The sequence below is a fragment of the Paractinoplanes deccanensis genome (assembly GCF_016862115.1).
GTDB classification, from domain to species: domain Bacteria; phylum Actinomycetota; class Actinomycetes; order Mycobacteriales; family Micromonosporaceae; genus Actinoplanes; species Actinoplanes deccanensis.
In genome coordinates this window covers 97,184-122,002 of the sequence record NZ_BOMI01000014.1, presented here as the reverse complement: position 1 = coordinate 122,002, position 24,819 = coordinate 97,184, and the positions used below count along the sequence as shown (strand labels likewise).

At 73.1% G+C, this 24,819-nt stretch carries 20 protein-coding genes and 1 pseudogene; 11 read left to right on the top strand and 10 right to left on the bottom strand.

Annotated features, from left to right (window positions below; all coding sequences use genetic code 11):
- Positions 1 to 3: 3 nt before the first annotated feature.
- Genes Ade02nite_RS05255 through Ade02nite_RS05245 form a run of 3 tightly spaced genes read right to left on the bottom strand, consistent with a single transcriptional unit; the run spans position 4 to position 3,766 of the window.
- Positions 4 to 2,397, bottom strand: coding sequence for an aerobic carbon-monoxide dehydrogenase large subunit (locus Ade02nite_RS05255; protein WP_203760357.1), 2,394 nt, complete (start codon positions 2,395 to 2,397; stop codon positions 4 to 6).
- Positions 2,394 to 2,885, bottom strand: coding sequence for a (2Fe-2S)-binding protein (locus tag Ade02nite_RS05250; protein ID WP_203760356.1), 492 nt, complete (start codon positions 2,883 to 2,885; stop codon positions 2,394 to 2,396). Before Ade02nite_RS05250 ends, Ade02nite_RS05255 begins: the two co-directional genes overlap by 4 nt.
- Positions 2,885 to 3,766: an FAD binding domain-containing protein gene (locus Ade02nite_RS05245; protein ID WP_203760355.1), complete on the bottom strand. Its 882-nt coding sequence runs from the start codon at positions 3,764 to 3,766 to the stop codon at positions 2,885 to 2,887. The genes Ade02nite_RS05250 and Ade02nite_RS05245 overlap by 1 nt, the downstream gene beginning before the upstream one ends.
- A 143-nt stretch (positions 3,767 to 3,909) precedes the next feature.
- Here Ade02nite_RS05245 and Ade02nite_RS05240 point away from each other — a divergent pair, with 143 nt between their 5' ends.
- Positions 3,910 to 5,688 (top strand): phosphatase PAP2 family protein, encoded by a 1,779-nt coding sequence (locus tag Ade02nite_RS05240; RefSeq protein WP_239168533.1) that lies wholly within the window; start codon positions 3,910 to 3,912, stop codon positions 5,686 to 5,688.
- 6 nt (positions 5,689 to 5,694) lie between these two features.
- On the opposite strand, the gene Ade02nite_RS05235 is transcribed toward Ade02nite_RS05240, so the two are convergent.
- The 3 genes from Ade02nite_RS05235 to Ade02nite_RS05225 are packed head-to-tail and all read right to left on the bottom strand — an operon-like array spanning position 5,695 to position 8,265.
- The gene (locus Ade02nite_RS05235) at positions 5,695 to 6,378 is read right to left on the bottom strand and encodes an alpha/beta fold hydrolase (RefSeq protein ID WP_203760354.1); all 684 of its coding nucleotides are present in this window, start codon (positions 6,376 to 6,378) and stop codon (positions 5,695 to 5,697) included.
- Complete coding sequence (locus Ade02nite_RS05230) at positions 6,371 to 7,723, bottom strand: acyl-CoA synthetase (RefSeq protein WP_203760353.1); 1,353 nt, start codon at positions 7,721 to 7,723, stop codon at positions 6,371 to 6,373. Before Ade02nite_RS05230 ends, Ade02nite_RS05235 begins: the two co-directional genes overlap by 8 nt.
- Positions 7,720 to 8,265: a hypothetical protein gene (locus Ade02nite_RS05225; RefSeq protein WP_203760381.1), complete on the bottom strand. Its 546-nt coding sequence runs from the start codon at positions 8,263 to 8,265 to the stop codon at positions 7,720 to 7,722. The genes Ade02nite_RS05230 and Ade02nite_RS05225 overlap by 4 nt, the downstream gene beginning before the upstream one ends.
- 72 nt (positions 8,266 to 8,337) lie before the next feature.
- Here Ade02nite_RS05225 and Ade02nite_RS05220 point away from each other — a divergent pair.
- From Ade02nite_RS05220 to Ade02nite_RS05205, 4 genes and pseudogenes are all read left to right on the top strand, one after another.
- Positions 8,338 to 8,582: pseudogene (locus Ade02nite_RS05220) on the top strand (type II toxin-antitoxin system RelE/ParE family toxin); the annotation flags it as partial.
- Positions 8,579 to 8,896 carry a helix-turn-helix domain-containing protein gene (locus Ade02nite_RS05215; protein WP_203760352.1) on the top strand — a complete coding sequence of 106 codons (318 nt, stop codon included), beginning with the start codon at positions 8,579 to 8,581 and terminating at the stop codon, positions 8,894 to 8,896. The pseudogene Ade02nite_RS05220 and the gene Ade02nite_RS05215, both read left to right, overlap by 4 nt.
- Positions 8,897 to 8,940: 44 nt before the next feature.
- Positions 8,941 to 9,384 (top strand): helix-turn-helix transcriptional regulator, encoded by a 444-nt coding sequence (locus tag Ade02nite_RS05210; protein ID WP_203760351.1) that lies wholly within the window; start codon positions 8,941 to 8,943, stop codon positions 9,382 to 9,384.
- Positions 9,385 to 9,389: 5 nt separating this feature from the next.
- Positions 9,390 to 9,806, top strand: a complete 417-nt coding sequence (locus Ade02nite_RS05205; RefSeq protein ID WP_203760350.1) for a VOC family protein — start codon at positions 9,390 to 9,392, stop codon at positions 9,804 to 9,806.
- 29 nt (positions 9,807 to 9,835) lie between these two features.
- Here Ade02nite_RS05205 and Ade02nite_RS05200 read toward each other — a convergent pair whose 3' ends face one another.
- The 3 genes from Ade02nite_RS05200 to Ade02nite_RS05190 form a co-directional block, all read right to left on the bottom strand.
- Positions 9,836 to 11,032 (bottom strand): esterase-like activity of phytase family protein, encoded by a 1,197-nt coding sequence (locus Ade02nite_RS05200; protein WP_203760349.1) that lies wholly within the window; start codon positions 11,030 to 11,032, stop codon positions 9,836 to 9,838.
- Positions 11,033 to 11,085: 53 nt separating this feature from the next.
- Positions 11,086 to 12,021: a glycosyltransferase family 2 protein gene (locus Ade02nite_RS05195; RefSeq protein ID WP_203760348.1), complete on the bottom strand. Its 936-nt coding sequence runs from the start codon at positions 12,019 to 12,021 to the stop codon at positions 11,086 to 11,088.
- Positions 12,022 to 12,122: 101 nt separating this feature from the next.
- A complete protein-coding gene (locus tag Ade02nite_RS05190) occupies positions 12,123 to 12,470 on the bottom strand; it encodes a hypothetical protein (protein WP_203760347.1) in 348 nt (115 codons plus the stop codon).
- A 177-nt stretch (positions 12,471 to 12,647) separates the two neighbouring features.
- On the opposite strand from Ade02nite_RS05190, the gene Ade02nite_RS05185 reads away from it, so the two are divergent.
- From Ade02nite_RS05185 to Ade02nite_RS05160, 6 genes are all read left to right on the top strand, one after another.
- The gene (locus Ade02nite_RS05185; RefSeq protein WP_203760346.1) at positions 12,648 to 13,061 is read left to right on the top strand and encodes an SHOCT domain-containing protein; all 414 of its coding nucleotides are present in this window, start codon (positions 12,648 to 12,650) and stop codon (positions 13,059 to 13,061) included.
- A gap of 72 nt (positions 13,062 to 13,133) precedes the next feature.
- Positions 13,134 to 16,433: a DUF4132 domain-containing protein gene (locus Ade02nite_RS05180; protein ID WP_203760345.1), complete on the top strand. Its 3,300-nt coding sequence runs from the start codon at positions 13,134 to 13,136 to the stop codon at positions 16,431 to 16,433.
- Positions 16,430 to 17,545, top strand: a complete 1,116-nt coding sequence (locus tag Ade02nite_RS05175; RefSeq protein WP_239168532.1) for an ATP-binding protein — start codon at positions 16,430 to 16,432, stop codon at positions 17,543 to 17,545. Before Ade02nite_RS05180 ends, Ade02nite_RS05175 begins: the two co-directional genes overlap by 4 nt.
- 3 nt (positions 17,546 to 17,548) lie before the next feature.
- Complete coding sequence (locus Ade02nite_RS05170) at positions 17,549 to 19,957, top strand: DUF5682 family protein (RefSeq protein ID WP_239168531.1); 2,409 nt, start codon at positions 17,549 to 17,551, stop codon at positions 19,955 to 19,957.
- Complete coding sequence (locus Ade02nite_RS05165; protein WP_203760344.1) at positions 19,954 to 21,063, top strand: VWA domain-containing protein; 1,110 nt, start codon at positions 19,954 to 19,956, stop codon at positions 21,061 to 21,063. The genes Ade02nite_RS05170 and Ade02nite_RS05165 overlap by 4 nt, the downstream gene beginning before the upstream one ends.
- A complete protein-coding gene (locus Ade02nite_RS05160) occupies positions 21,060 to 23,432 on the top strand; it encodes a YehQ family protein (protein ID WP_203760343.1) in 2,373 nt (790 codons plus the stop codon). Before Ade02nite_RS05165 ends, Ade02nite_RS05160 begins: the two co-directional genes overlap by 4 nt.
- Here Ade02nite_RS05160 and Ade02nite_RS05155 read toward each other — a convergent pair.
- Positions 23,384 to 24,787 carry a M20/M25/M40 family metallo-hydrolase gene (locus Ade02nite_RS05155; protein ID WP_203760342.1) on the bottom strand — a complete coding sequence of 468 codons (1,404 nt, stop codon included), beginning with the start codon at positions 24,785 to 24,787 and terminating at the stop codon, positions 23,384 to 23,386. The two genes, Ade02nite_RS05160 and Ade02nite_RS05155, sit on opposite strands and share 49 nt — an antisense overlap.
- Positions 24,788 to 24,819 lie beyond the last annotated feature (32 nt).

The window sequence follows — 24,819 nt, the reverse complement described above, 5'->3', positions numbered from 1 at the left end:
TCCTTAGATCGGAGGCGTTGCCTGGCCGCGCATGGCGTCCCAGACGCGCGACGGGGTCAGCGGCATGTCCGCGTGGCGTACGCCGAAGGGCTTGAGCGCGTCCACGACCGCGTTGACGATGGCGGGCGGCGATCCGACGGTGGCCGACTCCCCCACGCCCTTGGCGCCGATCGGGTGGTGCGGCGACGGCGTGACCGTGTAGCCGGTCTCCCAATCGGGCACCTCGAGCGACGTCGGGATCAGGTAGTCCATCAGCGAGGCGCCGAGGCAGTTGCCGTCCTCGTCGAAGGCGATCATCTCCATCAGCGCCATGCCGACGCCGTCGGTGAGGCCACCGTGCACCTGGCCCTCGATGATCATCGGGTTGATGCGGGTGCCGCAGTCGTCGACGGCGATGAAGCGCCGCACCTTCACCTGCGCCGTGCCGGGATCGATGTCGACCACACAGATGTACGCGCCGTGCGGGTAGGTGAGGTTGGAGGGGTTGTAGCAGATCTGCGCCTCGAGGCCGCCCTCGATGCCCTCCGGCAGGTCGCCGGCGCCGTGCGCGCGCATCGCGATGTCCTGGATGGTCACCGACTTGCCGGGATCGCCCTTGACCTGGAACCGGCCCTTCTCCCACTCCAGGTCGGCGACGGTCACCTCGAGCATCGCCGAGGCGATGATCTGGGCCTTGTCGCGGACCTTGCGGGCCACCAGGGCGGCCGCCGCGCCGGAGACCGGTGTCGAACGGCTGCCGTACGTGCCCAGGCCGAACGGCGTGTTGTCGGTGTCGCCGTGCACGACCTCGATGTCCGCCGGCGGGATACCGATCTCCTCGGCCACGATCTGGGCGAACGTCGTCTCGTGCCCCTGGCCCTGCGTCTTGACCGACAGCCGGACGACCGCCTTGCCGGTGGGGTGCACCCGCAGCTCGCAGCCGTCGGCCATGCCGAGCCCGAGGATGTCCATGTTCTTGCGCGGGCCGGCGCCGACCGCCTCGGTGAAGAACGCGATGCCGATGCCCATCAGCTCGCCGTTGGCCCGCTTGACCTCCTGCTCCTTGCGCAGGTCGGCGTAGCCCGCCATGTCCATGGCCAGGCGCATCGTCGGCTCGTAGTTGCCCGAGTCGTAGACCCAGCCGGTCTTGGTCGTGTACGGGAACTGCTCGGGCTTGATGAAGTTCTTCAGGCGCAGCTCGGCCGGGTCCATGCCGAGCTCGTAGGCGAGCGTGTCGACGATGCGCTCGACCAGGTAGACGGCCTCGGTGATGCGGAAGCTGCACGCGTACGCGACGCCGCCGGGCGCCTTGTTGGTGTAGACCGCTGTCATCTTGCAGTACGCGGCCTCCAGGTCGTAGCTGCCCGTGAAGACGCCGAAGAAACCGGCCGGGTACTTCACCGGCGCCGCGGTGCCGTTGAACGCGCCGTGGTCGGCCAGCACGTTGGTACGGATGCCCAGGATCTTGCCGTCACGGGTCGCCGCGATCTCGCCGCGCATGATGTAGTCGCGGGCGAAGCCCGTACTGATCAGGTTTTCCGACCGGTCCTCCATCCACTTGACCGGCTTGCCGGTGACGATGGAGGCGACGATCGCGCAGACGTAGCCGGGGTAGATCGGCACCTTGTTGCCGAAGCCGCCGCCGATGTCCGGCGCGATCACCTGGATCTTGTGCTCGGGCAGGCCGGCGACGATCGCGTAGAGGGTGCGGTGGGCGTGCGGGGCCTGGGTGGTCGACCAGAGCCGCAGCTTGCCCTCGACCGCGTCGAAGTCGGCCACCGCGCCGCAGGTCTCCATCGGCGCCGGGTGCACGCGGGGGTAGACGACGTCGGTGCTGACCACCACGTCGGCCCGGGCGAAGACGGCGTCGGTCTCGTCCTTGTCGCCGGTCTCCCAGTCGAAGCAGTGGTTGTTCGTCTTGCCCTCGAGGTCGTCGCGGATCAGCGGGGCGTCCGGCTCGAGCGCCTTGCGGACGTCGACGACCGGCTCGAGCACGTCGTACTCGACGTCGATGAGCTCGAGCGCGTCGCGCGCCTGGTAGCGGTCGTCGGCGACGACGAACGCGACCTCCTGGCCCTGGAAGCGCACCTTGTCGGTGGCGAGCACGGCCTGCACGTCATTGGAGAGCGTCGGCATCCACGCCAGGCCCTGCTCGGCCAGCGCGGCGCCGGTGACGACCGCCCGCACGCCGGGCGCCGCCTCGGCGGCGCTGGTGTCGATGCCGACGATGCGGGCGTGCGCGAACGGCGAGCGCAGGATCGCCAGGTGCAGCATGCCGGGCAGCTGCACGTCGTCGGTGAAGCGGCCCCGGCCGCGCAGCAGCCGCGGGTCCTCCTTGCGCAGCATCCGGCCGTAGCCGACGGGCTTCTGGTCGTTGTCGTCGAAGGTGGTGAGCTTCGGCTCCTGCACGGCGGTCACGCCTGAGCCACCTCCTCCTGCTTGGCGGCCGCTTCGTGGACGGAGGCCCAGCGCACCGAGCGGATGATCGTCGAGTAGCCCGTGCACCGGCAGATCTGGCCCGAGATGGCCTCACGGATCTCGGCGTCGGTGGGGTCGGGGTTCTTGTCGAGCAGCGCCCGGCAGGTCATCATCATGCCCGGCGTGCAGAAGCCGCACTGCAGGCCGTGGCACTGCCGGAAGCCCTCCTGGATCGGGTCCAGCTCGGCGCCCTTGGCCAGGCCCTCGACGGTGCGCACCTCGTGGCCGCCCGCCATCGCGGCGAGCACGGTGCACGACTTGACGGGCTCGCCGTCGAGCCAGACCACGCACGTACCGCAATTGCTGGTGTCGCAGCCCCAGTGGGTGCCGGTCAGGCCCAGGTGGTCGCGCAGGAAGTGCACGAGCAGCAGGCGCCCCTCGATCTCCCGGGTGACCTCGACGTCGTTGACGGTCATCGTGACCTGCATCAGTGTCCGCTCCTCGCCCGCTCGACGGCCTTGCGCAGCGTTCGTCTGGTCAGCTCGTGGGCGAGGTGCCGCTTGTAGTCGGCGCTGCCCCGCTGGTCGGTCACCGGGTCGCAGCTGCGCGCCGCGATCGCGCCGGCCTGGTCGTACAGCTCCTCGGCCGGGGCGTTCCCGCGCAGCGCGGCGGAGATCTCCGGGATGCCGGTCGTGTTGGGCCCCACGGCGGCGAGGCCCACCCGGGCGTCCGCGACGGTGCCGTCCCCGGCGAGCCACACCGCGGCCCCGGCGCTCACCACGGCCCAGTCGCCGGCGCGGCGCTCGACCTTCTCGTACGCGCTGCCGCCCGCCGGCCGCACCGGGACGCGCACCTCGATGAGCATCTCGTCGTCACCGACCGCCGTCTCGTACGGCCCGACGTGGAACTCCTCCATGCCCACCACGCGCTCGGCGCCACCCGGGCCGCGGATGACGCAGCTCGCGCCGAGGGTGGTGCAGACCGCCGAGAGATCCTCGGACGGGTCGGCCTGGCACAGCGAGCCGCCCAGCGTGCCCCGGTTGCGCACCACCGGGTCGGCGATCACCCGCTCGGCGTCCCGGAAGATCGGGAACACCGCCGCGAGCTCGTCGGACTCGAGCAGTTCCCGATGCCGGGTCAGCGCGCCGACGCGCACCTCGTCGCCGGTGAAACGGATATAGCCCAGCTCCTCGTGGAGCGGATTGATGTCGATCAGATACTCGAAGTTGGCCAACCGCAGCTTCATCATCGGCAGCAGGCTGTGCCCGCCGGCCACGAGCCGCGCCGAGCTGCCCAGACGTTCCAGCAACCCGATGGCATGGTCCACAGTGGTGGCGCGTTCGTATTCGAACGGAGCCGGCACCTGCACGCTGCACCTCCCGCGATCGCGGGTGAGACTTCCTCGCGTCCTCGTCAAAGTCAACAGCGACCTAAGGGAACTCTTAGGTCCCGTTCCGGCTCCATTCACGCGCCGACCGGCGGCCGTTCGCCCACGTCACCAACGATCTTGCGGTGGTCGAATCCGAACTGATCAGCCGCCGGACCCTGCTGCGGGCCGCCGTGGCCGCCGGCGCCGCCGCGCCCCTCGCCCTGAAGACGCCGGCCATGGCCGCCGCCCCACTGCCCTTCGTCTCGGACTATCAGAGCAACGTCACCGCCAACACGACGGCCGCGACGAACGCCGCGATCCGGGTTCTCTCCGGCATGGAGCGGCTCTGGCACACCGGCACGGCCTGGAACACCGGCACCGTGCTCGACGCCGCCGTGCTGCGCGCCAACATGCGCTACTGCGTGCGGGTCACCTCGCGCCGCACACCCGAGCAGGCCGCCCGCGCCTACGTGCAGGACCGGCAGCACCAGAGCTACGCGGTCATCGCCGGGCTCGGGCCGCTCGCCGGCGCGTACCGGACCGGCGCGCTCGCCGTCACCGGCATCACCGGCGCGCCCGCCACGACGCCGCCCACCACCGTCAGCGACACCCTGCCCGCCGGCGCGCCGCCCGGCTCGGCACTCGGCGCCGGATCGCCCACCTCGGCGCTCGGCCAGGTCGTCACGCTGGTCAACACGGTCCGCGGCCCCTGGTCGTCCGGCAACCCGTCGAAGGCCGCCTACCAGTACCCGCGCCCGTGGCGGATGACGCTGGACAGCGAGGTCGCCGACACCGGCAGGCTCGACGAGCTGGGCTACCCCGTCTACGCCTCACCGGTCAGCGTCGTGCCGCAGTTGCTGCGCCAGCGCAGCCTCAACCCGGCCGACGACGGCGGCTTCCCGAGCGGCCACACCAACGCCTTCCACCTCGCCGCGCTCGCCTTCGCCTACGCGATCCCGTCACGCTTCCAGGAGCTCGTCACCGCCGCGTTCGACCTCAGCGAGACCCGCATCGTCGCCGGCATGCACTCGCCGGTCGACGTCATCGGCGGCCGCATCCTCGCCACCGCGCTCGCCGCCGCCATCCTCGGCGACCCGGCCAACGCGGCTCTCAAGGCCGCCGCCGTGGCACAGGCCGCCGCCTACTTCGGGCCGCTGACCCCGGTCAACGGCACCGATCCGTACGGGGACCGCGCCGCGAACAGGCGCATCGTCGAGCCCAAGCTGACGTACGGCCTGCCGCGCCGCCGGGCCGCCACGCCGCTCACCGTGCCGCGGGGCGCGGAGGTGCTGCTCGAGACGCGGCTGCCGTACCTGAGCCCGGATCAGCGCCGGGAGGTCCTGCGCACGACCGGGCTCGGCGCGGGCCACCCGCTGCTCGACGGGCCGGAGCACTGGGGGCGGCTCGACCTGTGGGCCGCCGCCGACGGCTACGGCTCGTTCGACCGGGACGTGGTGGTCTCCCTCGACGGCGAGGACACCTGGCGCAACGACATCGGCGGCCGCGCCGGGCTGGTCAAGACGGGCGCCGGCACGCTGACGCTGACGGGCGCCAACAGCTACCGCGGCGGCACCACGCTGAAGGCCGGCACGCTGGCCGCCGGGTCGCCGTGCGCGTTCGGCTCCGGTCCGCTGGCCGTCGCCGGCGGCACACTGCGGGCCGGTGCCGGGCTGCACGTGCGCGGCTCGTACCAGCACAGCGCCGGCACCCTCGCCGTGCGGGCCGGCGCCCGCGTGGAGGTCTCCGGCGACCTGACGATCGGACGCGACACCACGCTGACCGTCGAGGGCCGCTCCGGCCGCGCGGTCATCGCCGCGCGCCGGGTGACCGGCCGCTTCGCGCGCGTCGTGGTGACGCCCGGTCACCGCGCCGACGTGACCTACACCCGGAGCACCGTGGTGGTGAGCCTTCGCCGCGCCTGACCGCGGTCACCGCTGCGCCACGGCGCCGCCCAGCTTGGCCAGGCGGGCCTCGTCGGGCTCCTGGCGGCCGCTCGCGACCAGCTCTATCGCGTACGCGACCAGGGCCGGCTGGTCGGTGGGGATGTGGTGGCCGGAGCGCTCGGCGACGATCAGCGGGGCGCGCCACTGCTGGGCCAGGATGCGCTGGTGCGCCTGCCACAGGTCGTCGATGGCCGGGTGGGGTGGCTTCCCGGTCGACCACCAGTCGCGGCGGCGGACCAGCACCACGGCGGGGACGTCGGGGATCGGCGCGGTGAGGATCTCGACGTGGCCGGTGATGAGGTCGAGCTCGGTGCCGCCGTCGACGACCGGCTCCCCGTCGAGCTGGAGCTTCATCTGCGGGATCGAGCCGTCCACCGAGACGAAGCCGGCCACCCGCTCCGGGTAGCGGCCGGCGAACGCCCGGGCGATGAGCGCGCCGAACGAATGGCCGACCAGCACCACCCGGCCCGCGGGGAGCTGCGCCGCCAGCTCGCCGGCGAACGCGTTGTAGGACATCGGCGGGTTGGGGGCCGGGCGCGGCGGTGCGCCGCCCAGGCCCGGCCGGTCGTAGGTGAACGTGGTCAGCGACGGCGGAAGCTCGTCGAGCACCGGGCGCCACACGCCGGCGGCGCCGCCGAGGTGGGCGATGAGGACGACGGGGTCAGCCATGTTTGAGGGCGGCCTTCTGCACCTTGCCCATCGCGTTGCGGGGTAGCTCGTCGACCAGGTGGACGACGCGGGGGCGCTTGTGGGCGGCCAGGCGCTCGGCCACGAACGCCGACAGGTCCTCCGGTCGCACCGGATCGGCCACGACGTACGCGGTGATCTGCTCGCCCAGGTCGGGATGGGGAACGCCGACGACGGCGGCCTCCCGGACGGCCGGGTGCAGGAGCAGGGCGTCCTCGACCTCGCCGGCGCCGACGCGGTAGCCGCCGGACTTGATCAGGTCGGTGGAGGCCCGGCCGACGATGCGGTGCCAGCCGTCCGGGCCGATCGTGGCGACGTCGCCGGTGGCATACCAGTCGTCCGCGCGGGGCGGCTGGTTGAGATAGCCGTCGAAGAGGGTGCGGCCGCGGACCTGGAGGTGGCCCATGCCGTCCCGCACGTCGGTCAGGCGGGTCTCGACGCCGGGCACGGGCAGGCCCACGTGGCCGGGGCGGCGCTCGCCGTCGGCGCGGGTGCTCACGGTGATGAGGGTCTCCGTCATGCCGTACCGCTCGATGGGTGCCTGCCCGGTGAGCGCGCGCAGGTCGTCGAAGACGGTGACCGGCAACGGAGCGCTGCCGGAGACGAGCAGGCGGGCGGCGCGCAGCTCGCGGGCCTCGGCCGGCGCGGCGCAGACCCGGGACCAGACCGTGGGGACGCCGAAGTACATCGTGCCGCGCGTGGCGGCGTACAGCTGCGGGGTGGGTCTGCCCGTGTGCGCGAGGCGCGAGCCGAGGCGCAGGGGCCCGAGAACGCCCAGAACGAGGCCGTGGACGTGGAACAGCGGCAGGCCGTGCACGAGGGTGTCGCCGGCGGTCCACTGCCAGACCTCGGCGAGCGCGTCGAGATCGGCGGCGAGCGCGGCGCGGGAGAGGACGACGCCCTTGGGCGGCCCGGTGGTGCCGCTGGTGTAGAGGACGAGGGCCGCCTCGCCGGCGGCGGGCTCGGCGGGCGGGGTGCCGGGCCGGCGCGGGCGGGTGATGGGCAGGCTTTCGATGCCGTACGTGTCGCCGGGCTCGTCCGTCAGCATCAGCTCGGCGCCGGAATCGCGCAGGATGTGGGCGCGCTCCACCTCACCGGCATCGGGCGGGACCGGCACGGCCTTGACGCCCCGGAGCAGCGCGGCGGTGATCGCGACGACCGTGCCGACGGTGGGCGTGGCATGCACGGCGACGGTCTGCGCGCCGTCGAGCTCGGCGGCCAGCGCGGACGCCTCGCCGAGAAGCTCGTGCCGCGACAGGCTCCGGTGCGGGTCGCGGACGGCGTCCGCCAGATCGGCGGGCTCGTGCAGCGAAGCCAGCAGCCTCATGCCTCCAGCCTCCCCACCATCGGCCCCAGCAGGTCGCCGATCTCGCGGGTCAGCACGGTGACGGCCCGCTCGGCCAGCTCCACCATGGCCGGCCCCGGCCCGTCCGGCACCGGCGGCAGCGGCCCGAGAGGCACGGGCGCGTCGACCTGAAGCGTGGACCGCACGTGGGGCACCCGGCTCAGCTCGCGCTGGGACGGCTGGAGGAACTGCCCGAACATCTCCGGCCAGCCCCGCCAGCCGCGGTCCTGCTGCCAGACCTGGTCACCGGCCAGCGCCTCGGGCCACGGAGCGACCAGCCGGGCCCGGACGACCAGCGACCCGTCCCACTCGTTGCGCAGGCACTCGGCGGACAGCACGCGCCGGTGCAGCCGCACATAACCCGGGTCGAGCTGCGGCGCGGTGGCCAGCCGCCACGCCACACAGACGAACCCGACGGGCGAGATGTCACCCCAGCAGTCACCGAACTCCTTGGCGCTCGCCAGCACGTGCTCGGCGTAGCGGCCACCGTTCTCGCGGTCGTACTGCCGATCGATCCAAGCCACGGAAACAGGAACCACGGCGCCAGCTTAGCCACGCCCCCTCACCCGAAAGGGGCACAGTGGCCGCGATCATGGCCTGGCCTCGGCCGCCCCCTGGTTGACACGATCACGGGTTCATCCATTGCCAATCGAAAGAGTTGCGACCCCGCACCGTGCGCATCTTGTTCGCCTTCGGCCCATGGCGCTCCACGATCCTGCTCGTCGCGGGCGACAAGGCCGGGCGCTGGAATGACTGGTACACCGACGCCATACCCCTCGCCGAACAGCGCTACGAGAACTACCTGAAAGAACGCGCCGAGGAGGAGGGCCAGCAGCGATGAGTAAATACACGAGGTGGAGTGATATCCGCGCCGGGTTCGTCGAACAGGCCGGCGAGGAGGAAGCCTTCGAGAAAGGCGAGCAGGAGCTGCTGGCTACTGTGGTCGGGCACCGTCTCGCCGAGGTGCGCCGTGCCCGTGGGCTGACTCAGCAGCAGGTCGCGGACCGGATGGGCGTCACCAAAGGGCGCATCTCCCAGATCGAGCGGGGGAAGATCTCAGGCCAGGACGTGCTGAGCCGCTACGCGGCTGCGCTGGGTGGCCGGCTGCACCAGGCGATCTACTTCGACGACGGCGACATCACCGCCATCGCGTGACGTCAGCCGCGTGACGCGGCGCACGAGGTAGCGCGGACACGTCGATGTGGGATGGTGGGTGGGTGGAGCTGGAGGATCTGCGGCGGCTGCGTCGGGCCCGGGACGTGATGGACCGGGACTTCGCGCGGCCGCTCGACGTGGCGGCTCTGGCTCGGGTGGCGCTGATGTCGTCCGGGCACTTCTCGCGGAGCTTTCGGGCGGCGTTCGGCGAGACGCCGTACAGCTATCTCATGACGCGGCGGATCGAGCGGGCCAAGGCGCTGCTGCGGCGGGGCGACCTGTCGGTCACCGAGGTGTGCTTCGCGGTCGGCTGTACCTCGCTCGGGTCGTTCAGCACCCGGTTCACCGAGCTCGTCGGCGAGAGTCCCAGCGCGTACCGCAGCCGGTCGCACGACGCCGGGGCGGCGGTGCCGCCGTGCATGGCGAAGATCTACACCAGGCCGGTCAGGAACGGAGAAGCCCGGACGGTCGCCGGACGCCTAGCGTGAGGCGCATGGACATCACGCTCTCCACCAGCTTCATCGCGGTCGACGACCATGACGAGGCGCTGGCGTTCTACCGGGACGCGCTGGAGCTCGAGGTCCGCAGCGACGTCGCCTTCGAGGGCATGCGCTGGGTGAGCCTCGGCTCGCCGTCGCAGCCGGACGTCAGCATCGTGCTCGAGCCGCTGGTCGCCGACCCCAACGCGTCCGGTGAGGACCGGCGGGCCATGGCCGAGCTGCTGGCCAAGGGGCTGCTCAAGGGGGTCGTCTTCGCCACGGACGACGTGGACGCGGCCTTCGAACGGGTGCGGGCCGCCGGGGGCGACGTGCTCCAGGAACCCATCGACCAGCCGTACGGCCTGAGGGATTGCGCCTTTCGCGACCCGGCGGGAAACCTGGTGCGGATCAACCAGCGCCGGACGGTCTGAGAGGTCCGCCCGGCGCCTCGGCGGCTGGACTACTTCAGCAGGCGCTTGTCGGCCTTGAGCGGCTTCGGCAGCGCGATGGTGATCCACTCGTTGTTGTCGGCGACCCCGGCGGTGCGGCCCGACGAGAACGGGAAGTTGTTGTCGTTGAGGACGGCGATCGTCTTGTCGTCCAGGATGACGACGTCCTCGATGGTCTGGAACGGGAAGGTGAACGTCGTGCCGAAGCCGGCGATCCTGCCCGGGTTGGCCACGTTCATCAGGTCGACCAGCAGCGTCTTGTCCATCAGGCCGTCGCGGTTGCGGTCGCGCTTGTCGGCGATGTAGATCCGCTTGAAGAGCGCCGTGGCGCCCTGGCCGCCGTCGCGCTCGATGACCAGGAACCGGTCCTTGTCGACGGCGATGGCGTCACCGATCGCGTTGTCCGGGCTCTCCAGCTGGTAGATGAAGCGCTTGCCGGTGTACTTGGCGGCGCGGCGGTCGAACTCGTTGAGCCGCAGCTGACCGGCCGGGTCGCCGGTGACCGTGCCCTCGAGCAGCGGGTAGAGGTAGCGGCCGTCGGGCGAGGCGGCCATGCCCTCGAAGCCCTTGCTGCTGCGGGCGGTGGCGGTGACGCCGGTACGGGCGGCCGTCTCGGGAGCGACGACGCCGTCCAGGGCGATCGGGGCGCGCAGCAGGCGGCCGGCACGGTCGAAGTTCAGCAGGTACGGGCCGAACTCGTCGCCGATCCAGTAGGAGCCGTCGTCGCCCTTCACGATCGACTCGGGGTCGAAGTCGGCGCCGGTGAGCACGCGGTCCTCGCGGGTCAGCTTCCACGACACGTACCCGTTCGGGTCGCTCATGGTCACGCCGCCGAGCACGTCGACCTTGTTCGTCCTGAAGACGGGCGCGAGCCGCTGGACGCGGAGCAGGAAGTCGGCCGAGGTCGCCTGCGTGCCGTACCCGTTGTCGGACAGCACGTCGAAGGTGCCGTCGCCGTTGTCGGCGATGCCGGAGAAGCCCTGGACGGGCTGGTCGGCGAAGGGCAGCGGGAAGCCGTTCGTGTTGCCGGAGGCCTGCGCGCCGGAGGGCTCGCTGCCGGGCACGAAGGTGGCGGCCGGGAGCGAGGCGAAACCGGTGAGCGTGGGCCGGGAGACGCCGTGCCCACCGGCGTTCGCGGTGCCGGCGAGGGTGAGCGTCAGGGCCAGGACGCCGGAAGTGGCGAGAAGGTTAGCGACCGTCTTTCTCATGATCCCGGACCGTAGGGAGCCCGGGTTAATGGCGAATAGCCGGTCGGTGGAGCCTAATTGCCGATTCCCGCCAACATCTCCACTCCCCCGCCGAAACCGGCGGCCACGACCGCGGCGACGACGGTGGCGGCGCGCAGAGCATGGAAACCGCCGTGCCCTCGCGACGCGGCGACGATGTCGCGGGCCACCGCACGCGGCAGGGTGCGGCGCAGGTAGTCCTGCTCGGTGGCGAGCTGGCGATCGCGCGGCAGCAGGGCGGACATCTGCACCTTGCCGCGCCCCTCGGCGTAGCAGCGGCGCAGGAAGAAACGGAACGTGCTGCGGTCCACCGGCACGTCGTGCTCGATGACGGACGCCGGCACGTACATCCAGCGGCCGCCGGTCTCGGCGCTGATCCGCAGGCAGAGCTCGGTGTCCTCCGGCCGGTTGCGGTCGCCCAGCTTGCCGAAGCCGGCCCGGAACCCGCCGACGGCCAGGAAGGCGCCGCGGCGCACCATCATGCTGGCCGACCACACGTTGCGGATCTCGGTGGCGGTGGTGGGCATGCCCGCGTACGAGACACCGACGGTCCAGAGCAGCTCGTCCGGCATCCAGCGGGGCCGGCGGCGCTGCCAGGCGGGCCGGATGCTGCCGCCCGCGCCCACCACCCCGGGATCGGTGAACGCCGAGGCGAGATGGCCCAGCCAGCCCGGGTGGGCGACGGTGTCGTCGTCGAGGAAGGCGATCAGCTCCGAGCGGGCGTGGAAGGCACCGGTGTTGCGATTTCCGGAGGCGCCCCGAATCGCGGTGTTCTCGAGCACGGTGACGCCGGGGAAAGCCCTGGTGGCGCGCTCGAAAAGACCGGGATTGTGGTCGGCCACGACGATGACCTCGGCCGGCTTGAGATCCTGCGCCAGGGCGGAGGCGACGGTACGCCGCAGCGACTCCCAGCGCCGTTCAGTGTGCGTCGGGATGACGACGGTGGCGTCGGGCCCGGGCGAAGCGGTCATGGCGGCGCTCCCATTCGATCGGCCGAAGCCGAACGCTAAGGAGCGAGCCTATGAATTGCATGAGAGGCTCTCCCGGCAGCGCTGCGGGAGTGACGAGCCTCTCAGCGCCAGAAGACCGCGACGGCGGCGTTGGCGAGGGTCAGCACGATGATGCCGATGAAGTGACCCTTGGCGACCGCCTCCCGCTTACGCGGGATGAACACCATGATGAAGATCAGGATCGCGATCAGCAGCTTCACACCCAGCTTGATCGGGCTCGGCTCGTCGTCCCCGCCCCCACGCAGCGGCGCGGCGAGCCCCAGACCGCTCACGAGCTGGATGATCGAGCCCCACAGGATGGCCGGATTGATCCGGAACTTCCCCGAGAGGAACTGGGCGACGGCGCCGCCGAGCAGCAGCGCGAAACCCACCAGGTGGATGAAGAGCAGGATGAGGCGAAGTGCTTCCACGGGCTAAGAGCTTGCCAAACGCCAGCTGAGCAGCCACACCCGGGTCAGCCTTTCTCCTGATGGAAGGGCCGGCGATCGGATCGAACGGCCGGATTTAATCCGTGGCGGAGGAAGCCGTCCGCGGTGGGAAGGCGTGCACTGGACGCGGATTCATCCCCTCTCCCGGAAGGCACCACCATGTTCGACGACAACGGCTCCTTCCTGCTCGCGATGTTCGAGTTCTTCCTCTTCATCGCGTGGTTCATGTGCCTGTTCTGGATCTTCGGCGACCTGTTCCGGAGCAAGGACCTCGGCGGCTGGGGCAAGACCCTCTGGACGCTGTTCATCATCATCCTGCCGCTGCTGGGCACGCTGGTTTACCTCATCGCGCGCGGTGGCGGCATGGCGGAGCGGACCGCCGCGTCGCAGGTCGCGATGCGTAACCAGCAGGAGGCGTACATCCGGTCGGTGGCGGGCTCGAACGGCAACGGCGCCGCGCGGACCCCGGCCGACGAGATCGCCTCGGCCAAGGGGCTGCTCGACTCCGGCGCGATCACGACGGCCGAGTTCGAGCAACTGAAGGCGAAAGCCCTGGCCACCAGCGCCGCCTGACTTTTTGTCGTACGCCACCGCTAGCCTCTCCGGCACCAAGCTCGAACTGGCACCGGAGCAAAAGGCTGGCTCATGCACACTTCCGAGGACACCTTCGTCTTTCCCCCTGGCTGGTACAGGCACCGTTTCGCCCGCCGGGGCAGCCAGGGGGCCGGGCCGTTCGTGCCCGCCGCCAAGGCCCGGGCGGTCGCCGACGGTGAGGTCGCCGAGCGGGCCGACGCGGTGCAGGCGATCCTCACCGCGAGCCGGACGCCCGGCGACCTGAGCGCGGCGGCGATCGCCTGGCGCGACGGCCTGCCGGGGGCCACGCCGGCCGGCGCGGCGGCGGTCGCCCTCGCGGCGGGTGTCGACAACTGGGAGACCGCGCGGCTGGCCTCTTTCGCCGACGTGTGGATCGCCGAGCACGGCCTGCTCTTCGCGGTGGAGGCGGCCGTGCAGGCGATGGTGCTGCAGGCGTCGACGTCCGGGGTGCGTGCCATGGGCGTCAGCGACCGCCGGCACGGCTGGCAGGCCGACCAGCCGATGCTTCTGCTCCTGCGGGTGCGCGACGCGCTGGCCGGCGCGCCCGATGACGTCTACGCCGAGGCGGTCGCCGGGCTCGCCGTGCACCGGGAGGGCCGTCATCCGTACGAGCGGGCCGCCGCCTCCGTGCTGGCACCCACCGAGGCCGCGTGGGTGCGCGAGGACGTCGACGGCGCGGTGGCCTCGGACGATTCCTATCTCGCGTCGCTGCTGACCACGGCCGCCGGCACCGGTGAGCAGCTGGCGGCGCTCGCCCCGATCGCCCGGGGCTGGACGGTCTGGGGGTCGATCGCGGTCCTCGCCACGATCGTCGACGGGCTCGGGGCGGCGGCCGCGCCCACGCTGTTCGAGTGGTTCGACGACGAGGTGGGCGACGCCGACTCGCAGCGCCGCCTCCTCGGCATGATCGCCGTGTTGCCGGGCGACGACGTGACGCGGGGCCTGATCGAGCGTGCCGGCGTCAAGCACGTGCCGCCGTTCCTGCTCGAGAACGCCGGGCGCTACCCGGCGCGCGCGTTGCGGCTGCTCGCCGAGTCCGGCAAGCACGACGACCTGCTCCGCGCCCACCTGCTGTCCCATCCGGGCCTCGCCGGGCAGGTCGCGCCGCTGCTGAGCGCCGAGGCCGCCGCCCGGGTCGAGACGATGGCCGCCCAGGTCGCCTCGGTCGAGCCGGCCCCGGCGTCCGCGGTGCCGCCGGTGCTGGCCGATCCGCCGTGGCTGCACCGCGCCAAGGCCGCCAAGCCGGTCGTGATCGACGGCCTCGCCTGCGACGACGAGCCCGCGATGAGCTGGCTGCCGGGCGAGCGCGAGGCGTGGCGCGACACCCCGGTCCGGCACTTCGGCGAGCCCCGGGAGGGCTGGAAGCATCTCGCCCACCGGCTCGCCTCGGGCCGCGAGGAGTGGAGCGACTGGCAGCAGGTCCTCGTCGAGGGCCCCGAAGAGCTGGCCCGGCCGCTCCTGGGCCGCTGGCGGCCGCGATACGTGTACGACGCCGACTCCTGGCTGCGGGTCGCCACCGCCCGGTTCGGCGCCGGCCTGCTACCGGCGATCATGGAGCTCGCCAGGCACTCCCCCGCCGAGACGGGGCCGGTGCTCCAGCCGTACGTGTCGCCCGAGCTCGCCGTGATGATGGCCGGGTGGCTGGCCCGGCTCAAGAGCGTGCGCGGTCTCGCCCTGCAGTGGCTGCTGCGGCATCCGGCCGAGGCCGCCCGCGCCCTGGTGCCGCCGGCGCTGCACAAGGCGGGGCCGGCGCGGCGCGAGGCGGAACAGGCGCTGCTCGCCCTGCACACCAACGGCCACGGCGACGAGGTACGAGCCGCCGCCGCGTCGTACGGGCCCGCGGCCGCCACGGCGATCGACGCGCTGCTCGCCACCGATCCGTTGCAGATGCTGCCCGCCAAGATGCCGCCCGTCCCGGCGTGGGCGGTGCCCGGGCTGCTGCCGCCGGTGAGGCTGCGCGACGGCGCCGGTGCCCTGCCGGCCGAGGCGGTCACCAACCTGGTCACGATCCTGGCGATCTCGCGGCTCGGCGAGCCTTACCCGGGGCTGGCCGCGGTCCGCGAGGCGTGCGAGCCGGAGAGCCTCGCCGAGTTCGGGTGGGGCCTGTTCCAGCGGTGGCAGTCCGGCGGCGGAGTGGCCAAGGAGAACTGGGCCCTCTCGGCGCTCGGGCTGATCGGCGACGACGAGACCGTCCGGCGACTGACCCCGCTGATCCTGGCCTGGCCGGGCGAGGGCCTGCACGCGCGGGCGGTCACCGGCGTCGGCATCCTGGCCGCGATCGGCAGCGACGTGGCGCTCATGCGGCTGCACGGCATCGCGCAGCGGGCCAAGTTCAAGGGCCTCAAGACCGCGGCCAACGACAAGATGGCCGAGGTGGCGGCCGGGCTCGGGCTCAGCGCCGAGCAGCTCGCCGACCGGCTGGTGCCCGACTTCGGGCTCGACGCGTCCGGCAGCCTGCGCCTCGACTACGGCGGCCGGGAGTTCACCGTCGGCTTCGACGAGCAGCTCCGGCCGTACGTGGCCGACGGCGCCGGCAAGCGGCTCAAGGCCCTGCCCAAGCCGGGCGCGCGCGACGACGCGGAGCTGGCGCCCGCGGCGTACAAGCAGTTCTCCGCCCTCAAGAAGGACGTGCGCACGGTCGCCACCGACCAGGTCCGGCGGCTCGAACGGGCCATGGTGACCGGCCGCCGGTGGAGCGCCGGCGAGTGGGGGCAGCTCTTCGTGGAGCATCCGCTGCTGTGGCACATCGTGCGGCGTCTCGTCTGGCAGGTGTGGGACGCCGAGGGCAAGCCGCTCGGCGCGATCCGGGTGGCCGAGGACCGCAGCCTCTCCACCGTGGACGACGACGAGACCACGCTGCCCGACGACGCGATCGTCGGCGTCGCCCACCCGCTGCACCTCGGCGACGATCTCGCCGCGTGGTCGGAGCTCTTCGCCGACTACGAGATCCTTCAGCCGTTCCCCCAGCTCGGCCGCCAGACCTACGAGCTGACCGGCGACGAGGCCGGCACCAGCCGGCTCGCCCGCTTCGAGGGCGTCACCGTGCCCACCACCAAGCTGCTCGGGCTCGAGCGGCGCGGCTGGCGGCGCGAGGCTCCGCAGGACGGCGGCGTGCAGGGCCGCTTCGAGCTGGCGGTCGCCGCCGGCGTCGAGGTCGCGGTCGAGATCGATCCCGGCATCGCGGTCGGCTACATCGACGAGTTTCCCGAACAGAAGATCACGATGGTGATGCTGCACAACGGCACCGGAAACCGCTGGCACCACGACCCGCACGGCCAGATCGCGCTCGGCACGCTCGACCCGGTCGTCGCCTCCGAGATCATTCGCGACCTCACGGAGGTGACCGCGTGAGCCTCACCGAGATCACCGTGACCGATCCCGCCGAGAGCGTGCAGCGGCCGCCGGCCGAGGTCCGCTTCGCCGCCGAGCTGGCCCGGCTGCGCGCGGCCGACACCGCGGCCCGGCCGCCGGGCTGGGCGCTCAGCGTGCAGGCCGCCCGGCGGTTCGTGGTCGGCGACCCGGCGCTCGGCGTGAGCCGCAAGTTCGTCGGCGATCCGTCGCTCATCGACCGGGCCCTCATCACGCTGGCCACCAGTCGCGGGCTGATGCTGGTCGGCGAGCCCGGCACGGCCAAGTCGCTGCTGTCCGAGCTGATCGCGGCGGCGGTCAGCGGCGACTCCACCCTGACCATCCAGGGCGGCGCGGCCACCACCGAGGACCAGATCCGCTACTCGTGGAACTACGCGCTGCTGGTCGCCGAGGGGCCGTCCACCCGGTCGCTGGTGCCGGCGCCGCTGCTGCGCGGCATGGCCGAGGGGCGCACGGTCCGGTTCGAGGAGATCACCCGCTGCCCGCTGGAGGTGCAGGACTGCCTGCTCTCCCCGCTGAGCGACCGGGTGCTGGCGATCCCCGAGCTGACCGGGCCCGAATCGATGGTGTTCGCCCGCGACGGCTTCAACATCATCGCCACGGCGAACACGCGCGACCGCGGCGTCAACGACATGAGCTCCGCGCTCAAGCGCCGCTTCAACTTCGAGACGGTCTTCCCGATCGCCGACTTCGACACCGAGCTCACCCTGGTGGCCGACGAGGCGGCGCGGCTGCTCGCCCGTTCCGGCGTGACCGCGGAGCCGCGGCGCGACGTGCTCGAGGTGCTGGTCACCACGTTCCGCGAGCTGCGCAGCGGCGAGACGGCGCGGGGCGACTCGATGGACCGGCTGTCGGCGGTCATGTCGACGGCCGAGGCGGTGTCGGTGGCGCACGCGGTCGGGCTGCGCGGCTGGTTCCTGCGCGGCGAGCCCGGCAACGCCGAGGACATCGTCGCCTGCCTGGCCGGCACCGCGGCCAAGGACAACGCGGACGACCTCGCCAAGCTGCGGCGCTACCTGGCCCAGCAGATCACCTGGCGGGACGGCGACCAGTGGCGTGCCCTGCACCAGGCCCGTCACCTGCTGCCGGGCTGAGCCGTGCCGGTCACGTTCATCGGGGTGCGCCACCACAGCCCGGCCTGCGCCCGGCTGGTCGCCTCCACCATCGACACCCTTCGCCCGGCGTACGTGCTGGTCGAGGGGCCGGCCGACGTGAACGGCCGGATCGGCGAGCTGCTGCTCGGCCACGATCTGCCGATCGCGGTGTTCAGCAGCTACCGCGACGACGAACGGCGGCTCGCGTCGTGGGCGCCGTTCTGCGAATACTCGCCGGAGTGGGCGGCGCTGACCCACGGCCGGGCGGCCGGGGCCGAGCTGCGCTTCATCGACCTGCCGGCCTGGCATCCGGCGTTCGCCGGGCGCAGCAACCGGTACGCGGACGCGGAGCTGCGCTACGCCGACGTGATGGAGCGGCTGTGCCGGGCGTTCGAGGTGGACAACGTCGACGCGCTCTGGGACCACCTGTTCGAGATCGCGCCCGAGGAGGGTCTCGCCGAGCGCCTCGCCACCTACTTCGATCTGGTACGCGGCGAGGCAGCGGCCGGCGAGTCGGACACCACGCGCGAGGCGTACATGGCCTCGTGGGTCTCGGCGGCGGCGGCCGCGGCCGGTGACCGGCACGTGGTGGTCGTGACCGGCGGTTTCCACCGGCCCGCGCTGGTGCGAGCCCTCGCCGGCTCGGACGGCGGGAACTGGCCCGGCATCCCCGAGATGCCCGACGGCGCGCTCGGCGGCAGCTTCCTCGTGCCCTACTCGTTCCGGCGTCTCGACGCGTTCGACGGCTACCAGTCCGGCATGCCGTCGCCCGCCTACTACCAGGAGCTGTGGGAACGGGGGCCGGACGGCGCGGCCCGGCATCTGGTCGAGGCGGTCGCCGGGCGGCTGCGCGAGAAGCACCAGCCCGTCTCGACCGCCGACCTCATCGCGGCGCGGGCGACGGCCGAGGGGCTGGCCACCGTGCGGGGACACCACCGCCCCGGTCGCACCGACGTGCTCGACGGGCTCGCGTCCGCGCTGGTCAAGGAGGCCATCGACGTGCCCCTGCCGTGGGCCCGGCGCGGCACGCTCGAAGCGGGCAGCCATCCGGTCGTGGTCGAGATGGTGGCCGCGCTCAGCGGCAACCGCGTCGGCCGCCTCCACCCCGGGACGCCGGCGCCGCCACTGGTGCACAACTTCGACGCCGAGCTGGAGCGCGCCGGGCTCGCCGGGGCCGAGGCGCTGGAGCTCGATCTCACCCGGCCCGCCGACCGCGACCGCAGCACTGTCCTGCATCGGGTGCGCCTGCTGGGCGTGCCCGGCTTCCAGCGCGACAGCGGCCCCACCACGGGGCTCGACCCGGTGCTGCGCGAGCACTGGACGCTGCGGCCCGGGCCCGACCGGCTCACCGCGGTGATCGAGGCAGGGGCTTACGGGGCGACGCTGGCGGACGCCTGCGCGGCGGTGCTCGGCGAGCGCGCGGCCCAGGCGGGGCGGGACGTGGACGCGCTGGCCGTGGTGCTGTTCGACGCCGCGCTCTCCGGCACCCACGACATCTCCGACCGGGCGCTCGCCGACATCGAGGGCGCGGTCGGCGGCGCCGGCGACCTGGGACCGCTCGGGCGGATGCTGACGGTGGTGCTGACCATGTGGCGGCACGACGGCCTCTTCGGTACGGCGCGCAGCGCCACACTGGCGACGGTCATCGCGGCGGCGGTGCGGCGGATCCTCTGGCTGGCCGAAGGCGTACGAGGAGGAAACTCCCCCGCCGACGCGGGGCGGATCGGGGCGATGGCGGCCTGCCGCGACGGGCTGCGGCACGCGGGGCGGGCGCTCGGCCTCGACCGGGAGGCGGCCGTCGAGACGGCCGGGCGGATCTCCACCGACCGGGAGGCGCCGCCCGACCTGCGCGGGGCCGCGTTCGGGTTCTGCTGGGCGCTGCACGACGAGCCGTCCACGGTCGACCCGCTGCGCGGGGTGCGCGGCGCGTTCGTGCCGGGGTCGGCGGGCGACTGGCTGGCGGGTCTGTTCGCGGTGGCGCGCGAGGAGGTGCTGCACTCACCCGACGTGATCGGGCTGCTCGACGAGCTGCTGTCGGGCCTGTCGGCGGACGACTTCCTCATCTCGCTGCCGGCGCTGCGGCAGGCGTTCGAGTTCTTCCCGCCCCGCGAACGCGAGACCATCGCGGGCCAGGTGCTGACACGGCGCGGCCTCTCCGGCAGCGGGCGGGCGCTGCTGCGCACGGCCGGGCCCGACCCGGCGATCGTGGCCGCGGGCATGCGGCTGGACGACCGCGTCGACGCCATCCTGCGCCGCGAGGCCCTGATCCTCGGCACCCCTCCGGACGCGGCGCCGACGACGGATGCCGCGCTCGCCACCCACGCCGCCGGATCGGCGGCGGGCGCCGGTGCCGCTGCGGGGCCGCCTTCCGGGGCCGCGACTGCTCACGCATTGATCGGAGACGTGCCGTGACCGATTCTGATCTCGAACGCTGGCGGCTGGTGCTCGGCGAGCCGGCCGCCGCCATGGGTGAGCTGAGCGCCGAGGCGCGGCAGCGGGACGCGGCGCTGCAATGGCTCTACGGGCGCGACGAGGAGCACGCCAAGCGGGACGTGCGCACGGGCGGCGGCGGGGCGTCGGCGCTCACCACCGTCGACTGGCTCGGCGACATCACGCGGCTCTTCCCCAAGGAGACCGTCGAGCGGCTGCAACGCGACGCGGTCGAACGCTACGAGATCACCGACGTGGTCACCGACCCCGAGGTGCTGCGCACGATCGAGCCCAACCCGGCGCTGCTGCGGGCCGTGCTCCAGACGAAGCACCTGATGAACCCCGAGGTGCTGCGGCTGGCCCGGCGCATCGTCGAGGCCGTCGTCCGCGATCTGGTGGCGCGCATGGCCACCGAGGTGCGCTCGGCCTTCACCGGCACCCGGGCGCGCCGGCCCAGCCGCTGGAAGCAGGCGCGCGACTTCGACGTCACCCGCACACTGCGGGCCAACCTCGGCCACTACCGGCCGGACGAGCGCCGGCTCTACATCGAGACGCCGCACTTCTTCTCGCGCACGCGCAAGCAGGTCGACCAGTGGCAGGTGATCCTGCTCGTCGACCAGTCCGGCTCGATGACCGATTCCGTCATCCACTCGGCGGTGACGGCGGCGTGCCTGTGGGGGCTGCCGGGCGTGCGGACCCATCTGGTCGCATTCGACACCGACGTGGTCGACCTGACCAGCGACGTGGACGATCCGGTCGAGCTGCTGATGAAAGTCCAGCTGGGCGGGGGTACGGACATCGCCCGGGCGGTCCGCTACGGCGCCGGCCTCATCGAGCAGCCGCGGCGGGCCATCGTGGCGCTGATCAGCGACTTCTACGAGGGCGGCTCGGAGCAGTCGCTCGTGCGCACGGTCCGGGAGCTGGTCGAGCAGGGCACCAAGGTGCTCGGGCTGGCGGCGCTCGACGAGCAGGCCAATCCGGCGTACGACCGCTCGACCGCCCAGAAGCTCGCCGACGTCGGCGCACCGGTCGGCGCGATGACGCCCGGGCAGCTCGCCCAGTTCGTCGCCGAGCAGGTGGGGCGATGAGGGCGGACCTGCGGGCGCTCACCCCCGCGACCCTGGCGGAGCTGACGAACCGCGGCCTGGTCAAGCGGGCCACGCGCGAGCTGGAACGGGAGGCGCCCAAGCTCTCCGAGGACGCGGACGGGACGGTGCACGCCGTCTTCCCCGACGGCACGGCCACCGACCTGCCGCCGGGTGGTCTCGACGCGGGCACCTGCTCGTGCGGGGCGGCGGGGGTCTGCCGTCACGTGCTGGGGTTGGTGCTGGCCTATCAGACCTGGGAGGCGGACGGCGAGCCCGCGACCGCCGGCACGCCGGAGACCGACGGCGACGCGGCCTCAAACGGCACGGGCGTCCCGGACGACAGCGGCGGGCAGGCCGGCCCAGGGACGGAAACGCCCGCCGCCACCACAGACGCGGGCGCCGGGCCGGGTGGCACAAGACCGGGCGCCGGGCCAGGCGGCGCGCAACCGGGCGCCGGGCCAGGCGGCGCGCAACCGGACGCCGTGCCGAGCGGAGCGAAACCGGGCGGCGTCAAGGCGGGCGCTGGGCCGAGCGGCGTCAAGGCGGGCGCGGGCGGAGCGAAACTGGGCGTCGCCAAGGCGGGCGCGGACGGCGCGAAACTGGGCGTCGCCAAGGCGGGCGCGGACGGCGCGAGACCAGGCGTCGCCAAGGCGGGCGCGGACGGCGCGAGACCAGGCGGCGCCAAGGCGGGCGCGGGCGGCGCGGGACCCGACGGCGGATATGCGGGCTGGTCGCCTGGGGAGTTCACCGATGAGGAGCTGGTGGCTCGGGTCGGGGCTCGCATGATGGCTTCGGCTCGGCGGAGTCTGCGGGCCGGGTATGTGGCTCGGGTGCATCGGGGGCGGCCGGCCGATCCGGTTCCTACTGTGGAGCTTCCGACGGCGACCGTGCGGTTTCTCGTACCGCGTGATCTGGGGTTTGCTCGTAGCGACGCCGTCGTGGGCAGCCGGGACGACGTGCTGGCGCTGGCGGTGTGGGCGTTCCGGGAGGCCGACGAGCGGGCTCCGGGCGAAGCCGATGTGCAGGTGCAGGTCGGTGGCGGACCTACCGGTGGCGGTGCGGGGCTGGGGCGGGCCGTGGCGTTCGCGGGCACTGTGGTGCGGGAGGGTGCCGTGCATCTGGGTGCGGGGCTCGACGCCGAGGTGGCCGGGGTGCGGGCCGAGCTGGAGGCGGCGCGGATGCGATGGCCGCTGCTCGCCCTCGACGATCTGGTGGGGCAGCTCGGCGCCTACCGCGAGCGCAGCGCGCGCTATCGGCCGGAGGCGCTCGCCGACCATGTGGCCGAGTTGTTCGCGCGGCATCGGAGTGTGACCCGGGGCGGGGCCTCGCTGGCGTCGCGGGTGCTCGGCACGGACGAGGCTTCGGAGACGCCGCTGCGGCGGGCGCGGCTCGACGGGCTCGGGGCGCGGGTGACGGCGGCCGGGGACGAGCGGACGGTCGAGGTGTTCCTAGCGCACGCGGACAGTTCGACCGTTCTCGTGCTGCGGCGGCAATACACGACTGACGACGTGGGGCCCGAGCTCGGCCGGCGGCGGGTCGCCGGGGTCACCGTGGGGGCGCTGGCCTCCGGAGCCGTGATCACCGAGTCGGCATCGCGCAGTGCGAGCCGGGCGGTGCGGCTGGGCACGCGCCGGCTGAGCCGCACCGAGGCGATGACGACCCGGGACGCGTGGCGACATCTGCCACCTACGCTGCTCGTGCCCGGTCTGGCCGCGCTCGCCGCGGAGCTGGACGCCCTGCCGCCGCGGCCGGTGCGGGCGCGGATCGAGGCGGAGCTGGTGCGGGTCGTGCCGATCGCGGAGGTGCGGTCGGTGACCTACGCGCCGGGGGCGCAACGTGTCGACGCGGTGATCGCCGACGCGGACGGGACGACCGCCACGGTCAGCGCGGTCCACGCGGCGTGCGCGCCGGGGCGGCTGGACGCCGTGGTGGCGGCGCTCGGCGCAGACGTGCGGTTCGTGGCGGGCAGCGTCCGACGCAGCGGCGGCAGTGTGGTGATCGACCCGATCGGGTTCGCCTCGGACGGCGGTGTCGTCGTGCCGGACCTCGCGGCGGCCGGCACCGCGCCCGGCCCCCGGCATCGGCCGGCCCCGGTCGTCGACCCGCTCGGTCAGGCGGTCACCGAAGCGCTCGGGCTGCTCGCCGAGGTGGCCCACCGCGGGCTGCTGCACCTGCCGTCGCCGATGAGCGGCCGGCTGCGCGACGCGGCGAAAAGGCTGGACGCGGCGAGGCTGCGCAGGGCGGGTGCGGCGCTGACCGGGCTGGCCGCGCGGCTCGGCCCGGATCCGGGTGACGAGGCGGTGGAGGCGTGGGCGGACGCCTACCTGCGGGTGAGCCTCTGCGCGGAGCTGATGCCCGAGTCACCGTAGGCGGCGAGGCGCGGCCAGAACGATGCCAGGGTGGCCGCTCCGGAGAGGAGGACGTCGATCGAGGCGCGTTCGTCGCTGTCGTGCCAGCGGTCCTCGGGCAAGCCCGTGCCGAAGAACAGCACCGGCGCGCCGATCAGGCGGGCCAGCAGTTCGGCGGGGCCGCCGCCGGCGTTGCCCATGCGGCCTGCGGGTGCGCCGAAGCCGTCCTCCATCGCGGCGGCCAGCGCTTCGACGGCCGGGTGGCCGGGCGGGGTCGCGTACGGCCGCTGACCGGTCTTGATCGAAAGGGTGAGCTCGTGGTCGATGCGGTCGCTCAGGTTGTCGGCAACCCAGCGTCTCAGCTGCTCGCCGACCGCCTCGGGCGTCTGGTCGGGGACTATGCGGATGCTCAGGGTCGCCTCGGCCTGCGACGGCACGGCGCCGCGGGACGGGCCGATCGGGTCGCCGCCGATCATGGCGATCACCTCGGCCTGCGGGCGCAGCCACAGCCGTTCCGGCACGGTCCAGCCCGCCTCGCCGCCGATGCTGCGCGTCTGCGAGCGCTCCAGCCAGTCCTCGTCGCTGTACGGGAGCGCGGCCAGCTCCGCGCGGCGGCTCTCCGACGGCTCCGCCACGTCGTCGTAGAAGCCGGGCAGCGTGATCCGGCCCTTGTCGTCGTGCAGCTTCCCCAGCAGGCGGCTCAGCTCGATCACCGGGTTGGGCGCGGGCCCGGACACGGCCCCGCTGTGCATGTCACGCAGCGGTCCGCGGACCTCCAGCTGGGCCAGCACCATGCCGCGCATGCTCGTGCAGACCGCGGGATGATCGCGATGCCAGAGCAGCGTGTCCGAAAAGACGATCAGGTCGGCGGCGAGCCGCTCCCGGTTCGCCTCGACGAGGTCCTGGAGGCTCGCGGAACCGGTCTCCTCCTCGCCCTCGATCAGCAGCTTGACGTTCACGGCCGGGGCGCCGTGCCGCTCGACGTGCGCGCGGAGGCCCCACACGTGCGCCAGCACCTGCCCCTTGGCGTCCGAGCTGCCGCGACCGTAGACGTAGCCGTCCCGCTCGACCGGCTCGAACGGCGCCGTCTCCTTCCACTCCTCGTCCTTGGCCGACCGCACGTCGTGGTGGCTGTAGACCAGCACCGTCGGCGCGCCCGGAGCCGCGCACCATTCGGCGTACACCGCGGGCGCGCCCGGCGCCTCCCACACCTCGACCGCCGGGAAGCCGGTCCCGCGCAGCACCCCGGCGAGCCAGTTGGCCGACCGCAGCAGGTCGATCTCGTGCTCGGGCACGCCGGCGACCGACGGCACCCGCAGCCACTCGATGAGCTGCCCGGTCAGGTCCGCGCGGTGCGCGGTGAGGTAGTCGTGCATGGCCGCCCGACTACCCGCTTGATCACCGGCGA